The 14433-nt window shown below is 45.0% G+C and carries 16 protein-coding genes; 6 read left to right on the top strand and 10 right to left on the bottom strand.

All coding sequences use genetic code 11. The features are described from left to right. Nucleotides 1-209: 209 nt before the first annotated feature. On the top strand, nt 210-758 hold the full coding sequence (locus EDD67_RS12020) for a DUF3267 domain-containing protein (protein WP_121440226.1): 549 nt from the start codon (nt 210-212) through the stop codon (nt 756-758). A gap of 177 nt (nt 759-935) precedes the next feature. Here the strand turns inward: EDD67_RS12020 and EDD67_RS12015 are convergent, their stop codons facing one another. Both EDD67_RS12015 and EDD67_RS12010 read right to left on the bottom strand, forming a co-directional pair. Beyond that, nucleotides 936-1175, bottom strand: coding sequence for a hypothetical protein (locus EDD67_RS12015; protein ID WP_123875846.1), 240 nt, complete (start codon nt 1173-1175; stop codon nt 936-938). A gap of 39 nt (nt 1176-1214) precedes the next feature. Then, complete coding sequence (locus EDD67_RS12010; protein ID WP_121440224.1) at nt 1215-1823, bottom strand: YpmS family protein; 609 nt, start codon at nt 1821-1823, stop codon at nt 1215-1217. 159 nt (nt 1824-1982) lie between these two features. Between EDD67_RS12010 and EDD67_RS12005 the strand changes: the two genes are divergently transcribed. After that, complete coding sequence (locus EDD67_RS12005; protein WP_093072799.1) at nt 1983-2162, top strand: hypothetical protein; 180 nt, start codon at nt 1983-1985, stop codon at nt 2160-2162. A 110-nt stretch (nt 2163-2272) separates the two neighbouring features. Then, nucleotides 2273-3226 carry a peptidylprolyl isomerase gene (locus tag EDD67_RS12000; RefSeq protein ID WP_158638235.1) on the top strand — a complete coding sequence of 318 codons (954 nt, stop codon included), beginning with the start codon at nt 2273-2275 and terminating at the stop codon, nt 3224-3226. Between the two features lie 40 nt (nt 3227-3266). On the opposite strand, the gene yhaM is transcribed toward EDD67_RS12000, so the two are convergent. From yhaM to EDD67_RS11975, 5 genes are all read right to left on the bottom strand, one after another. Continuing rightward, nucleotides 3267-4229 (bottom strand): 3'-5' exoribonuclease YhaM, encoded by a 963-nt coding sequence (gene yhaM, locus EDD67_RS11995; RefSeq protein ID WP_121440222.1) that lies wholly within the window; start codon nt 4227-4229, stop codon nt 3267-3269. 99 nt (nt 4230-4328) lie between these two features. Next, complete coding sequence (locus EDD67_RS11990) at nt 4329-5672, bottom strand: sensor histidine kinase (RefSeq protein WP_093072727.1); 1344 nt, start codon at nt 5670-5672, stop codon at nt 4329-4331. Further along, the gene (locus tag EDD67_RS11985; RefSeq protein WP_093072728.1) at nt 5669-6340 is read right to left on the bottom strand and encodes a response regulator transcription factor; all 672 of its coding nucleotides are present in this window, start codon (nt 6338-6340) and stop codon (nt 5669-5671) included. Before EDD67_RS11985 ends, EDD67_RS11990 begins: the two co-directional genes overlap by 4 nt. A gap of 97 nt (nt 6341-6437) precedes the next feature. Beyond that, the gene (locus EDD67_RS11980) at nt 6438-9290 is read right to left on the bottom strand and encodes an AAA family ATPase (RefSeq protein ID WP_121440221.1); all 2853 of its coding nucleotides are present in this window, start codon (nt 9288-9290) and stop codon (nt 6438-6440) included. Next, nucleotides 9287-10525 (bottom strand): metallophosphoesterase family protein, encoded by a 1239-nt coding sequence (locus EDD67_RS11975; RefSeq protein WP_121440220.1) that lies wholly within the window; start codon nt 10523-10525, stop codon nt 9287-9289. Before EDD67_RS11975 ends, EDD67_RS11980 begins: the two co-directional genes overlap by 4 nt. A 168-nt stretch (nt 10526-10693) precedes the next feature. Between EDD67_RS11975 and EDD67_RS11970 the strand changes: the two genes are divergently transcribed. After that, a complete protein-coding gene (locus EDD67_RS11970) occupies nt 10694-10879 on the top strand; it encodes a YhzD family protein (RefSeq protein ID WP_121440219.1) in 186 nt (61 codons plus the stop codon). Between the two features lie 43 nt (nt 10880-10922). Here EDD67_RS11970 and EDD67_RS11965 read toward each other — a convergent pair whose 3' ends face one another. The 3 genes from EDD67_RS11965 to EDD67_RS11955 all read right to left on the bottom strand — a co-directional run bounded on the left by EDD67_RS11965 (nt 10923) and on the right by EDD67_RS11955 (nt 13092). Next, nucleotides 10923-11354, bottom strand: coding sequence for a PaaI family thioesterase (locus tag EDD67_RS11965; RefSeq protein ID WP_121440218.1), 432 nt, complete (start codon nt 11352-11354; stop codon nt 10923-10925). A 92-nt stretch (nt 11355-11446) separates the two neighbouring features. Further along, the gene (locus EDD67_RS11960) at nt 11447-11809 is read right to left on the bottom strand and encodes a YlbF/YmcA family competence regulator (RefSeq protein ID WP_093072800.1); all 363 of its coding nucleotides are present in this window, start codon (nt 11807-11809) and stop codon (nt 11447-11449) included. 125 nt (nt 11810-11934) lie between these two features. Next, entirely contained in the window at nt 11935-13092 is a 1158-nt protein-coding gene (locus EDD67_RS11955) for a DUF445 family protein (RefSeq protein ID WP_158638234.1), read from the bottom strand. A 144-nt stretch (nt 13093-13236) separates the two neighbouring features. On the opposite strand from EDD67_RS11955, the gene EDD67_RS11950 reads away from it, so the two are divergent. Together EDD67_RS11950 and EDD67_RS11945 are read left to right on the top strand one after the other, a co-directional pair. Continuing rightward, complete coding sequence (locus EDD67_RS11950) at nt 13237-13449, top strand: DUF5342 family protein (RefSeq protein WP_121440216.1); 213 nt, start codon at nt 13237-13239, stop codon at nt 13447-13449. 39 nt (nt 13450-13488) lie between these two features. Beyond that, entirely contained in the window at nt 13489-14391 is a 903-nt protein-coding gene (locus EDD67_RS11945; protein WP_121440215.1) for a PucR family transcriptional regulator, read from the top strand. The last annotated feature ends 42 nt before the right edge of the window (nt 14392-14433 follow it).

The following is a 14433-nucleotide window of genomic DNA, read 5'->3' as shown; positions in this document are numbered from 1 at the left end:
CATTATTCTCATATTTTTGCTCGGACTGAACATCAAAGCAACTTTTTTTAAAAAAGGGCTTGATTTTCTCTATTTTTCGTCGTAAATTGTCCTAAGTGCCGATTAGAGAAAATCAGCTAAAAAATCCGGACACATTAACTTATATACTCTTATACAGACAGTTATCTGAATACATGAAATGAACGTACGGTCTACGGAGGTGGTTAGAAATGAATTGTTTAAAACGGATTTCAGTTGAAGAAAATTACGGACGCTCGAGACTTTGGGCTCTCTCACTGTTTACATCAATCGTATATTTTCTCGTTTTCTTCTCAGTATTTCGAACAATTTTATCACCGCAAACACTGACCGATCATGGTGCGTTTATTCTCTTAGCTCTAATGGCCGCTGTTCTGCCCGTTCATCTACTCCTTCACTGCATGCCGCTATGGCTGTTAGGGATGAAGGCTACATTCGGGATCCGTAAAAGTCAGTGGCCGTTTTTCTATTACTCTGTGAAACAGCCGATGACAAAATATTACGGAATGGTTGTCTCTGCTTTTCCGATTATCATGTTTACAACAATTGCAGTTATTGCTTCGTTTGTTTTTCCGCATTATATTCATTATATTGCGATGATGTCTGCACTGAATTCAGGCCTTGCCATTTACGATCTTTTCAACTACCGGGAGATTCGTTCGGTACCGAATAACAGCATTATCGAAGAGCACCGCGACGGATTTTACATTCTTCGTCCGGAAGTACAAAAAGAGCCGTAAAACGGCTCTTTTTGTTTGTAGACAAACTATATTTTGATGTCAGCCATGAATCCACTACCCTCCGCTTGCCCCGGGCAAGGACTCAGCTAGTATTCGGCGGTCTGAGGCCGCCGAATCCGGATCTTCGTCTCTTGCTTTCCCGGAGGCGTCGGAGGAGTGGATGCATGGCTTCTTTTTTTAAGAATACACTCCATTCAAAAAAGGAGGATGACCCAGCATCCCGGCTTTCTCCTGCGGGATAGCGAGAAAGGCGAGACCCTGCAGGGCATCAGCCCGAAGCGGCTCGGCGCTCGCCCGCGGACTAGTAAGACACGGCGAAGTCTTTTTGAGCCGATGTCGCAGTGATACCTTCAGGTGAAAGAAGCCGGACGATGCGTAGTCATCCGTTCCTTTTAATAGGACATCTATTGATGTCATGACTTTGTCTACAAGCAATTATTTTTATACATACACTGTTTACGAAGCGGATTCATCATCTGTAAACAGCGGTTCGCCCTCTCCTGTCAGTGTAACGGCAATTTCTATATCCTCGTCTTCAAGATCGAACGTTACGACGCGAATGTCTGCTTCCTCGCCGGCAGAAGAACGAAGATCGACATAAAAGAGCTGTTCATCCGGTACGACGGTAATCCACTCGGGTAATTCTACCGTTTGACCGATCACTTGAAACAACTGCTTGGAAGGCAGGTCGATCGTCGCAATTTGAAACGATTCTTCCTGCAGTTCAATGTTTCCATTATCTAATAATACAGGGTTAAGCTGCATTTCCATCGGCACTTGAAACCCAAACGCATCGATATTTGCCTCGACGTAAACAGCATCATCCACATACAAATCAAAATCCTCTTCTCCTTCGCGCGCCATCTCTTGAGCAATCCATGTGTTCAAATCTTCAATTGAGGTGCTGACGCGAAACTCGGCACCGTCTTGCGCTGATATATCCGGACGCTCAAATGTACTTTCTGAGTTATCTGAGCTGATTGAATTTAACCAGAAGAAGGCTAAACTGATAGTCAAAAGAACTGCTGCAGCAAGTACAAAAAACGAAACTTTCCAACGATTCATCACGCTTCTCCTTTCGTGTCTGTAAAATTTATTACTTCATGTCTTTTTAATCGTTTGTTACAATGGAGATGAAATCAAAAGTGTTAAGTTTTCAGATAAACCGAATTTGGCTGACAGCGTCAGGCAATCAGTGTCATCGCGACTGGAGGTACCCAATTGATTTATTTACCCTTTATTGTATTCAGTACACTTTATTTATTTGTCATTAATTCTATGACAAATACACTCGTTGTACAAAAAGAAATTCCTGAAGAGAAACACGGCAAGATCTTTCGCACCATTAACGTATTAATCACGATCTTAATTACGTCTTCGTTTTTCCGGATTTTTCATACGTAAACGCATGAGAATTTCTTAGTGAGCGGCAGAGCCGCTCACTTTTTTTCTAAAATATGCTATATTAGACGTATGGATCGACATCTATCTAGTAAAGAAGGTGTATGCGCTTGATGAAAAAACTGATGTACACGCTCGCGATATCATCGCTGTTTTTGTTTGCTTGTTCAGCAGAAAACGACGAACAAGAAGAAGAAAACAGCGAGACAAACAATGCAGTAAGTCAGGAATCGAACGATTATAACGGTAACGAACGTGAAGATCCGACTCTTAACGGCGATAATCTTGTTGTCGAATCAGAAGCTGGAACAATCAGCAAAGATGATTTTTATGAAGAATTAAAAGCCTCACACGGGGAAGCCGTCCTCAACCGCCTGATTGAAAAAATGATTATTGAAGCAGAAGCAGAAAACCTCGGCATCGATGATGAAACCGTGCAAGCTGAAATGGAACAACTCATGGAAAATTACGGCGCTGATAATGAAACCGAATTTTATGAACTTTTTACCCGGCAAGATGCTGAGGATGAAGATGACATGGAACATTTAATTAAGCGTCAGCTCGTGATGGAAGAATACACCGACAATATGGAAAGAATTACAGAAGACGCTCTCGAAACAGAATACGAACGCGGCAGAATGGTTGAAGCCCGTCACATACTGGTGTCTGATCGAGAAGAAGCCGATGAACTCTACAGGCGCCTGACCGAAGATGAGGCATCTTTTGCTGATCTCGCCGCTGAGTATTCGACAGATCCAACCAGCAGCGATGACGGCGGAAACGTCGGCAGTTTTCAGCGCGGGACGATGAACCCGGCCTTTGAACGAACTGCGTTCCTGCTCGATGTCGGCGAAATCAGCGAGCCGGTTAAAGGTCCTTCCGGCTATCACATTATCGAAGTGACAGACCGCACAGATTTCGATGAGCCGTTTGCAGAAGTGCGAGAACAGTTGCGGACAACGCTCGAAGATCGCCGGCTTTATATGATGACCGAGCAGCAGGGAGAGCTGTTTGACTCTTACGACATTGATATTCACGACGATGAGCTCGACCATTTGTTTCCCTAAGCGAATGGTAAAAAAGCTGTTCAAGCGATGAACAGCTTTTTTACGTCGGATCAGCAGAGTTTTTAGTGAAACTCGGATTATAAAAAGATCGGTTTTCGAGTCCAAATACCCGTTCGGAAAATTCGCCCGGTTCGACTCGTTCAAGCGCACGATCGAGCATATTCATTCTGGCATCGATATTATCAATGAGATGCAGCAGCTCAGCTTCTTTGACAAGCGGCGGCTTTGGCGATCCCCATTCCGGTTTCGAGTGGTGCGATAAAATCATGTGCTGCAGCACCATAACCTCCTCACCTTCAATGCTCAGTTCCTTTGCTGCATTGTCAATCTCGGTGACCATTAACGGAATATGCCCGATCAACTTTCCTTCCAGTGTATACTCTGTCGTCATCGGACCTGAAAGTTCGCGGACTTTAGCCATATCATGCAATATCACACCGGCGTACAGTAAGTCTGTATCGAGACTGGGATAAAGTTGCGCTAAACTTTTCGCCGCGTGAAGCATCGAAACAACATGATAGATCAATCCGGATGCATACTCATGATGATTTTTCGTTGCAGCGGGCGCCATGATAAACGCTTGCTGATGTTTTTTCAACAAATGTCTCGTTAAGCGCTGAATCTTCGCGTTGTTCATCTCAAAGATATATTGATGGACTTCTTCAAGCATATCTTCTTTATTTCGGGGCGCTGTCGGCATAAAATCTTCCGGGCGGACGTGATCCATCGCGGTTGCAGGACGCAGCGATTTAATCCGAAGCTGTCTTTGGCCGCGGAAATCTTGAACATCTCCTTGAACATGAACGATTGTACCAGCCCGGAATACCGCTTCATCTTCTGCAGAGATCGCCCAAAGCTTGGCATCAATTTCCCCGGTTTGATCGCTCAGCTGTAAAGATAAGAACGGCTTGCCATTGCTGGCAATTCCTTTTTTCACTTGTTTAATTAACACATACGCATCAATTGAATCGCCTACTTGAAATTGCTGCACTCCGTTTTTCATCATTTCTCCCCTTTACGGTTCGGCTTTGACTATTCCAGTATACCATACATACGTTCGGTAAAATAAACCTCTGCGCAACAGGCGCAGAGGTTAGGCAATTTAATTTTGCGGGATGATCAAGCGAAAACGCACTCCGTCTTCTTCGTTGACCACATCAGCTTTCCCTTGATGAATGTCGGCAATTCGTTCGACAATCGCCAGCCCTAAACCGAATTGGCCTTTATTTCCTTTTCGAAACGGTGTGAATAAATAATCGAGTTCTTCTTCAGGGATCGGATCACCGTCGTTATAAACTTCAATATACACGTCTCTCCCTCGTCTGTCCGCTTTAATGTGGATCTCGGAAACAGCATAGCGAAGCGCGTTCTCTATAAGGTTTTCCAATGCCACGCTTATTTGCTCTTGATCAGCATAAACCGTGATATTATCACCGCTAATGGTACAAACAAGTTCTTCGCGCGGGGCGAGAAAACGCTCTTCCATTTCGTAAGCGACCGTGCCGAATTTAAAGTATGCCGGCTCCATCGGGGCTTCCTTCAATGAATCGAGCTTCGTGTAGTACAGCATGTCTTTGACCCGTTTTTCCATTCGGTTGGATTCTTCAAGGATAACATCCATCGTTTCCTGCATGTTTCCTTTCGGCAAGATCCCGTCTTTAACAGACTGCGCATAGCTTTTCACAACCATAATCGGCGTTTTCAATTCGTGAGACGCATGCTGAATAAACGTTTTCTGCGCCGAATCGTATTTAATTAAGTTTTGACGCATTTTTTCAAATTGATTCGACAGTTTTTCGAAGTCCTGGTCGCCTTCCCAGCGAAACGGTTCGCGCCAATTCCGCTCTGAGATTTGTTCGAAGTGGCTTCCGAGACTGTTTAGCGGCGCTTTTAAATAATGTTTCAGCCAAAAGGCAGGAACAAGGCTGAGCAATCCGGCCAGAACCATAATAAAACTCAGTCTCGTCCAAAGCCTGTTGACCATTTCATCACGGTACGTATCCCACATGTAGGAAATGTGGTAGGCTTCGCCCCCGGTTGTATACACTTTAAAAACGACATAAAAGAGCGTCGCATCATTATAAGTCAGCTCATAGCGGCCGCGGCGGCCCATCTGATCTTGTGCATTTTCTCCCATCTCATTGAGCACTTCATTTGGTACCGGATCGCCTTCCAATGTCCCCATTTGATTCATCAAAAACAAGTGTCCGACAGAGCGTTCCGCATCCCTGCGTTCGATAAAATCAAGTTCGGAGTTAGGCGGAATCATGTGTTCACCGTATGGATTGGCATAGCGGGTTTGTTCTTGTTCAATAATTCTGTACGTTTCTTCCGTAAGAGTGCTGTTTAACGATATCGGATAAATGACACCGATTAACAGACCGACTAATAGCAAAATCGCAATAAAAGAAAACCAGATTCGCTGTGTCAGGTTCAGTCGGATCATGAAGAAAGAACCCTGTAGCCGTATCCGTACAACGTTTCTACATGGATACGGGGCAGTTTTTTGCGCACACGGCGGACAACATCATCGACAGCCCGCTCCGAACCGAAATAATCTTCCCCCCACACGTATTCGATAATCTCTTCACGCGAAAGGGCTTTTCCGACATTGCCGGAAAGAAGAATAATTAAGTCCATTTCCTTTGTCGTCAGTTCGATTTGTTCACCGTGATCGGTAACCGTCCGCGAAGCCGTATCAATCAAGTAATCATTAAGCTCGATTGTATTCTCTTCTTGATTTTCCGGCGGATACGCCCGGTGAAGAAGTTTTTTCACCCGGATCATCAACTCTTCCGGCATGAACGGTTTCGCCAAATAATCGTCGCTTCCGAGTTCAAGACCGAGCACCCGGTCCAAGTCTTGGTCTCTCGCGGAAATAAATACACACGGTGTTTCACTTTCTTGACGGATTGATTTTAACAGCTGATACCCGTCCATCCCCGGCAGCATGATATCAAGCACCCACAAATGCGGCTGATCGTGTATATGATTATAGGCATCATTGCCGTCGGTGAAGTGCACAACACTCCATCCTTCTTTTTCCATATATGCTTTAATCACTTCACCTAGATTTTGTTCATCCTCGACTAAATAAACAGTAAACCCGCTCATGAGTTTCGGCCTCCTTCATTCGCTTTCGAATTGTACATTGACAGGTACGTGTCTTACTAAAAGTGTATAACAAAGCGCCCTAAATTGAAATCATTCATCATCGCTGTACCGCAGAATCAAGCAGATGGAGCGTATGGTCATCTGTAAAGTTCTTAATTTCTTTATATAAATTGCGGTGACATGTGAAAAACAGCAGCTGCCGTCCGGAACTGATCATTGAAAAAGCTTCAATCAGTTTTTTACGCCGAACTGCATCAATATTGACTAAAATTTCATCCATAATTATCGGATATTTGCGCTCAAATGCATCGTCGTCGGCTAATGCCAAGCGCAAAGACAAATAAAGAATTTCTCTCGTCCCCCGGCTCAAGTCAGCCGGTTCAAAACGTTCGCCGTCATTTCGCTCGACATAAAACGTCTCTTCCCCTAACGGCGCGAAAAAACGATGATAACGGCCTTCTGTCAAATGAATAAACAATTGTTCAGCGCGTTCCATTACGGCGGGCTGCCGGTTTTGTTCGTATACTCTCTTCGCCTGCCCGATCATTTTGAGCGCCGCCTGCATCACAGCCCATTCCCGCAGCAGCTTATTCACTTCTTCCTCAAGCCGCTTTTTTTCCTGACAAATTTCTTCGTATGTGCCATCCTGCTCTAATGTCTCAACTTCTTTTGCTGTCTCGGTTTTTTCTTTAATCAGCCTTTCTTTTTCGGTAAACACAGCTGCTGATTGCTCGTGTAAATGCTGCTTTTCTTTGTCTATATCCGTATGTTCTGCAAGAACGGCTGCTGTTATTTTTTCCCGTTCATCCTTATCCGGAATCGCGCTCGACAGCCGAATCTCTTGTTCTTGACAGCGGTAATCAATATCTTCGTAATGTTTCTCCAACTCTCCCAAGCTGCGAAAGCGGTTTTCTTCCGTCACTCCGGTATACGTAAGCAGTTCATCGAGTTTTGCACGATAATGGTTGTACTTTTCTTCGAGTTCATCGTGCTGTTCAATCATGTCTGTTAATAAGTCTTGTTGTTTCGCTATTTCGCGGCGTCTTTCTTCATCGCGGTCATACTGCTTATAGAGCGTATACCAAAAATCTTCCTGATCTGTTGTGTTTCCGGCCTTTTGCACGATTTGCTTTGCCGAACGTTCTCCTTGTTCAATTTGCGATTCGGTCTGCTGTTTATCTTCGGTTAATTCTTCAATCCGGTCTTCAAGCTCATACCATTTGCGCGCATTTGGAATGAAGTGGTCATACCAACCCAAGTCGTCTTTGAACGGCAGCTGAGTTATTGTCAGCCAGTTATGAAACGCGTCTTCCCATTCGCTCCATTGTTTCGCCAATCGTTCGCGCTCAAGTTCAATTTGCTCCTTTTCTTGCTGCAAACTTTTCTCGTTAATGGCTTTTTCCGCCATCAACGGGGGCGAACTTTCTTGAGCTGATTGCTGATCTGCTTTGCTTAACGTTTCTTCTGTCCTCTGCCGCCGATCAAGCCATTCCCTTTTTTCCTTATACGCGCTAAACAGTAACGCCGTACCTGCGGCTAAGGCCATTAAAGCGATAAACAAATCTGCTGCAACTAAACTGATCCCCGCAGCCAACACCGTTCCCGTTAAAATCCAGGTTATTTTGCGATTTGCCTTTTTTTCCTGTTGCTTTGCCAACCGGTTTTCCTCTGCGATATAATTCTTTTCTTGCCTTTTAGCTTCTTCTTGCATCTCCTGATTGTCTGCAACGCGGTTTTCGATATCTTCTGCTTTCATTTTCAGCTGTTCTTCTTTTGATTTCAACTGAACACGTTCGTTTTTAAGCCGATCAAACTGCTGAAGTTTCTGCGCATCGATCACGGCGGCATTAAAGTGATCAGCCGACGTGTCGGGATGCGCTTTTAACAGTTTCTTTTTTTCACGGTTTAATTGTTCAATGTCTTTACTTAGCGTTGCTCGATTGTCGTAAAGCCTCATGATTTCCGCTTTTTTCTCCAACGCATTGGACATTTCCAGGCGTAATTGATCTGTTAACAGAAGGTTCTCTTCCCTAGCCAAGAGCTGTTTTTTTTCGGCAAGTTTTTTCTGTTTATCAGCGGCTTCCGCCTTTTTTTCTTCCGCCAGCTGCTGCCAGCGTTCAAATCGTTCCAGCCCGTTGACCGGAAAACGATCCGGTCTCTTTCTTGCCAATTCGTCGCGCTTTTTGTTTAATGCAGACCAATCGCGGATGATCGTTTCCAGCGCAGAGGCTTTTTCGAAAAACCGTAAGCGTTGGTTAATCTCATCCTCTTGATCCGCTTGTTCAGCCAAACGGTTTTCATAATCAGAAATCAGCCTTCTTTTCTCTGAAATACGATCCAATTTTTCCGCCAGCAATGCCCGTTCACTCTCGGTTTTTTCCCATTCTTTCGCTAAACGGTTGACGGGCTTTACTTTTCCTTGCGGCGTATAATAATCATCGGCGCGCTGCTTTAATTTTTTCTCCAGCTTTGTTAACGCTTGGCCCCCGCTCATACCTGCATCGTATAAATAACGGTTCACTTCTCCAGGGGACAAACGCTGCAAGTGTTCCAACCCGTTTAAGTCAATATGAAAAATGCCTTTAAAAGTCGCACTGTCCAATCCTTGTAAAATCGCTTCCCATTCTTTTTCTCCGCCGGTGCGGCCGTCTTCGTACTTGACTGTCACTTCGCCGCGTATCCGCTGCCGGTGAGTGCGTTCGACCGTCAAAGTCCGTCCGTCCATTTCCAACTCAACTGAGCCGCCGAAATTTCCGCCGTTCCGGGGTTTCAAACGTTCAACTTCTTCTTTTACAAATCCGAACAAAACAGCATGAATTAATTGCATAACGGATGATTTGCCCGTTTCATTCTCGCCTAAAAAAACGGTGAAACGTGAATCCGCAGATAAATCCCATTCTGTATCACGCCATTTTCCGAACCCGTGAGCTTTCACCTTTTTTAGCCTCATAAACCGCGCTCCTCATCGATTAAATTCGCGAGAATAAGCTGTTCAGCTTCATCCCAAACAGCTTCCCATTCTTTTTCCGACCATGTTTCTGTTTCACGCATGACCCGCCGGAGCTTGGCGTTTTTTCGCCACGCATCAATTATTTCGATTTTATCCGCTTCTGTAATCTCTTCGCGGATGCGGATGATATCCCCGTAAAGATGATCTTCATTGCGCCAAACTTCACGGTCAATCACCGGCTTTGTTTGAACACGAACTTGATCGACCCATCTGCCGTCACCGCTCAGCTCTTCGCGCAACAGCTCGATCCACTCGTATTTTTTATCTATATCTGAGAGTTGTTCATGAAGGGCCGTTTCACCTGTAACTGTAATTGTGAAAACTGCGGTTTCAGCGCCGAAGCGTTCAGCAGTCAACGTTTCTGCTTTGCTGATAAGTTCTGCTTCTGTTGTGACATCTTCCGCCCCGACAGTGACTTCTGCCCAGACGATGGGCGCTGTCTGAACAAAGGTGCAATGCGCACCGGAACTGTCGAGCCGGACAACGTCAACCCCTTTTGGGCCTTGTTCTTTCCGGTTGGCGCCCTGAATACATCCGGAATAACGAATCGGCGGATCGTCTTGAAGAACCTGTCTGTCATGGATATGACCGAGCGCCCAATAATCGTATTCCAACGCAGCCAGCTCCCGCGCCCGAAAAGGGGCATAAGGTTCATGCCCGTCCAGCGTCCCCTCTTGGCCGTGCAATATGCCGATATGGTAATCGTTGTTTGACCTGGCAGGAAACCGCGCTATAGGGGATTCTGTAAACACCGTTTGTGGATAGCTGAAGCCGGACAGCGCAGCTTTTTCACCTGATTTCCCAGTGTGAACAACCGTTTCACCCTCCGCTGAAAACACCGTGACATTCGCCGGCAGATCGGCTGACGACGAAACGGACGATGTTAACGGATCGTGGTTGCCGTGAACCGCGTAGACATGAATCCCGTATTCTTGCAGGCGGCTGCAAGCTTGCTGAAATTTATATTTTCCTTTTACTGAACGCTCAGCTTCATCATAAATATCACCGGCAATCACGATAAAATCCACTTGTTGATCGATCGCCGTTTCAACAGCATTATCCAAAGAACGGTATACAGCATCAAGCGCTTTTTTTCGCGCATGGTTATCATTCGTTACATTCGTTTGAAAAACCCTGCCAAGATGCAGATCGGCCATATGTATAAACGTGATCATAAATAATCTGATCTCCTTTCTATTTGCCGCTATTATAGCACAACCGTGCGAATATACGTTCTTACACACTGCGATGTTTGATGATTTTTTATATTTTGTTTTTTATCCGCGTTTTCGTGGTATAGCTTGAAACAGGGATAATTTTCTTAAACGAAAGGCCGTGATCAAATGCAAAAGTTTTTTGTTACAGCGTTTCAAGCTGACGGGACAAAGCTGGTAAACGAGTCGTTCCAAGCGGAAACGATCGACGCTGCACACGAACAAGGCATGACGCGTCTTAAGGAAGCACAAGCTGAGTCATCTCCGGCGAGAATTGTCCGCTCGGACGGGACTTGGGTTTATTTCCGCCCGTAGCCAGCGTAAAAATAACGGCCAAAGGCTCAATGCCTTTGGCCGTTTATGTTTTCACTGCATAAAACGTCCCCGTTGTTTCCGCCAAACAATGGTCACTCTCATCGAAAATCCTGCATACAGCAAACTGAACGTTTTTGCCCTTTTTTTGAAACGTCGCAATCGCTTTTAAGCTCCCGTGATTTACGGTACGGAAAAATTGGGTCTTTAACTCTAACGATACAGACGGCTGGTCTAAAAAAGCCGCACATAAATGTCCTAATGCTGTATCTGCCATATAGGTGATCACGCCGCCGTGAATGAACCCGACAGGATTAAACATAATTTCAGAGACCGGTGCTGTTAATACGACGGCTTCTTTTTCTTCATCATAATCAAATGCAAAATCAAGCATCGAATACAAAAACAGCTGCGGTGTTCCTTCTTCGTGGTCTTCCATTGCTTTTTCTAACTTTTCCCGCCACATCTCTTTATCCACTGTCATCACCCTTTCGCTTTTATTATACGCGATCTGCAAAAAAATTAGAAAAAGAAAACTCCGGAGCTGAAAGCTCCGGAGTTTAAATTCGTTTATTGCTCTTCGCCTTGATCCACGCCGTAAAGCGCTTCAAGCGGTTCAGTGATAATTCGGTTCAAGTCGCCGACGAGCTGGCTCATGCGCTGCTCTTCTTCCATCAGCTGAGAAATCGTTTCGTGCTGCTGCACAACTTCGAATTGCTGCTGCGCGTTTTGTACTTCTTCTTCCGTAATTTGTTCACCTTGGCTTTGCTTTTGCTGCAAGTCCATTTGAATTTGACGGAAGTTATCGAGCATACGCTTCGCAACGTCGTCCGCATTTACTTGATTGTGCAAGTCTTGCAGTTTTGTGAACTCTTCAGATTGTTTAAGCTCATTCGCTAGTTCGTGAGCCTTGTCGTAAGGGTTAGCCATAATAATTGATCCTCCTCTAATTTCCCGCGCACGCAAATAAAATACAGAAATCTGCTGTTTGCGTTCGCAGATTAAGTCAATCTCGACTATAACACGAAATTAAATTGAATACACCCGTTCAAAAAAATTTAAATGAAAAAAATTATAACGCCGCCTTGAATAAGCCCGATTAAACCGCCGATAATTGCGCCGAGAAGGGCGATCATCTTTAATTCGCGAATGGCGATCATGACAAGCATTTCTTCGAGTTTATAAATTGGAAAATCATTAACCTGCCTGCGGACAACATCGCGAATCCCGACTTGATGCATCACGGTTGCTAAATAGCGGGAGAGCATCGTCGCCGCTGCCCCCATAACGGCCGGCAACACATGGCGTTCAATCGCATCACGGTATTCGCCGCTCCATTCGTTCAGCGGTTTATTCCACTCGCCGACGATCGGCACCTCGTCAACCACCATTTGCGTCAAACGTTCAATCCGCTGACTTAATACATTGCTGTCAAACAATTCTGCCGGAGCTTTCAGTATCGTTTTGTCCCATTCGCTTTTAAGCAGTTCGCTCAACATTTTAACGGTGTTCGGTTCATTGAGAAACTTTGTGATTTCTTTTGTCACGAAGTTCGCTAACGAAAAACGGCTGGCCATACGGCCGAACATATTGGTCATACTCCCTTTTGACCGAAAGAAATGATCAATCATATTTTGGAGCTGTTCCTGGCCTTCTGGACTGTGCAGGTACTTGTCGACACGGCTGATAATTTCTCCCGACAAGTGCGGAATCCGCTCGTTAATTTTAGTCTGCCATTCAGGCGGAATGGTTTCATTCATCGGCAAGTTTTCGTATTCTTTTACGAAAGCCGTTAATTTATTGCGAATTGCGGTTTCCAGTGCCCGGCGGATTTGTTCCGGACGCCCTTTTGTATCAAAATTTTCTTCAAGCCACTCGTCGATTGTGATTTCTTCCAGCACCAACCTGTTGACAGCTTCACCAATACGGCGTTCTAACTCCGGAAAAATCGCCCCCTCTTCGAGTTTCGTTTGAATGCCTTCGGGGGTGAGAAGGTGTTCTTCCACCATTTTTCCGAGCCGATCAGCGATTTCGCCCCGCCTTTTAGGGATTAATCCGGGTGTGAAAGGCAGGCGGGCTTTGCCGATGTACAACGGCTTGTGCGGCCGAAAGATCATGCGAATCGCGAGTATATTCGTTCCTCCGCCGACAACGGCGCCAATAAAAATCAGGAGCAAAATGATCCAGAAGCCTTCCATAAACAAAACCCTTTCCATTTTCGACATATCCTCTATATCGTTTAGTTTATCATTTCCCGCAAATCTCTTCCCTTCAAACAGCCCGATTGCCGGCTGTCTTTCTTCTCTTACTCCTTCATGATAGTATATGGGCAGACTCTTTCAAAGAAAGGACTCGTTAGCATGCTTGAACATTTCCAGCTGAAAGAACTTAAAAACAACCTTGTCAATCAAGAATGGGAATTTACATTTTACTATAAAAAACGCCGCTTTCGCGGACGGTATTATAAAAACGGAGAGATACGCTGGATCTATCGAGAACCAGCCGACAATGAAGAAGCTGAATTTCTCCATTCAGCTGTCCACGACTTAATGCTTTATCATGTTTATGAATAGCGTTAATAACCATAGAATAACGGAAGGACGGAACAACGAATGTATGAACGACTGAAAACACGTTACGCCCATGCTTTTGCCGAAACTGAATCGATTGCCCGCGAGCATCGTCTAACACTGCAATTGCCTGATGGGAGCGAATGTACGTTAGACCGACGGGAGTTAAACGAAGCTGAAATCGCTGTGTTAAGCCAGCTCTTTGATGAGAATGTACCTTCTGATGTAATCGATGTTGGTGATCAATCAATGTATAACTGGCTTAAAAACAGTCAAGAGCCTCCCGCTTCGATCAATGCTTATTTCCCGCTTCGTTTCGTTTATATTCACATCCCGGCAGGAAAAAATGACATGAACGGGGCCGAAGAAGCGCTTCCAGAAATTTTTCCTGGCACAGTTTCGCTTTTTTGGCTATCCGCCCAAGACGGTGTACTCATCCAGACGATCGATGAAGAGTTCGATGAAACGCCGTCGCTTGCTTCCGTTGTCGATACGCTGGCATCTGATTTATATACAAAATCCGCCATCTGTGCCGGGTCTCCTGTGTCGTCTATGCGCGAGATGTACGACCGTTTTCAGCTGGAAATTCACCTGTATGAGACGATTAAGCCGTGGTTTAACAAAAAGGCCGCCTTTTCTGAGCAAGAAATGACACTTTTTTATTTAATTAAATTTATCCCGGAACATTCGTTGCAAACATCAATGGGCTGGATCCGCGATGTGAAAAATGATCCTTCTCTCACCGATTCAGTGCGGACATATTTACAGAGCAACCTAAACATCAGTTCGGCAGCGAAACAGCAATTTATGCACCGAAATACGATGCAGTACAGAGTCGATAAATTCATCGAAAAAACCGGAATCGATATTAAACAATTTCCCAATGCTGCGGTTGTATACATCCTGTTGAGTGTGCTCGATCTGCAAAAACACGACCATGACTGACTTTCTGACAATGTGCACAACTTTTGCGGACGTATTTTGTGC

Source organism: Salisediminibacterium halotolerans (assembly GCF_003814815.1).
In the GTDB taxonomy this organism is placed as follows: Bacteria; Bacillota; Bacilli; order Bacillales; family Salisediminibacteriaceae; genus Salisediminibacterium; species Salisediminibacterium halotolerans.
Note: the sequence above shows the minus strand (reverse complement) of the source record. Positions and strands in the feature narration are given on the sequence as shown.

What these genes read in the sequence shown, in the direction of transcription:
- yhaM (WP_121440222.1), bottom strand. Translation starts at nt 4,229, where the DNA reads ATGAAAAACGGAGTGCAGCAATTTCAAGTAGGCGATTCAATTGATGCG.
- EDD67_RS11950 (WP_121440216.1), top strand. Translation starts at nt 13,237, where the DNA reads ATGCTTGAACATTTCCAGCTGAAAGAACTTAAAAACAACCTTGTCAAT.
- EDD67_RS11945 (WP_121440215.1), top strand. Translation starts at nt 13,489, where the DNA reads ATGTATGAACGACTGAAAACACGTTACGCCCATGCTTTTGCCGAAACT.
- EDD67_RS11990 (WP_093072727.1), bottom strand. Translation starts at nt 5,672, where the DNA reads ATGATCCGACTGAACCTGACACAGCGAATCTGGTTTTCTTTTATTGCG.
- EDD67_RS11955 (WP_158638234.1), bottom strand. Translation starts at nt 13,092, where the DNA reads ATGGAAAGGGTTTTGTTTATGGAAGGCTTCTGGATCATTTTGCTCCTG.
- EDD67_RS12000 (WP_158638235.1), top strand. Translation starts at nt 2,273, where the DNA reads ATGAAAAAACTGATGTACACGCTCGCGATATCATCGCTGTTTTTGTTT.
- EDD67_RS12015 (WP_123875846.1), bottom strand. Translation starts at nt 1,175, where the DNA reads ATGACATCAATAGATGTCCTATTAAAAGGAACGGATGACTACGCATCG.
- EDD67_RS11970 (WP_121440219.1), top strand. Translation starts at nt 10,694, where the DNA reads ATGCAAAAGTTTTTTGTTACAGCGTTTCAAGCTGACGGGACAAAGCTG.
- EDD67_RS12010 (WP_121440224.1), bottom strand. Translation starts at nt 1,823, where the DNA reads ATGAATCGTTGGAAAGTTTCGTTTTTTGTACTTGCTGCAGCAGTTCTT.
- EDD67_RS12020 (WP_121440226.1), top strand. Translation starts at nt 210, where the DNA reads ATGAATTGTTTAAAACGGATTTCAGTTGAAGAAAATTACGGACGCTCG.
- EDD67_RS11980 (WP_121440221.1), bottom strand. Translation starts at nt 9,290, where the DNA reads ATGAGGCTAAAAAAGGTGAAAGCTCACGGGTTCGGAAAATGGCGTGAT.
- EDD67_RS11985 (WP_093072728.1), bottom strand. Translation starts at nt 6,340, where the DNA reads ATGAGCGGGTTTACTGTTTATTTAGTCGAGGATGAACAAAATCTAGGT.
- EDD67_RS11975 (WP_121440220.1), bottom strand. Translation starts at nt 10,525, where the DNA reads ATGATCACGTTTATACATATGGCCGATCTGCATCTTGGCAGGGTTTTT.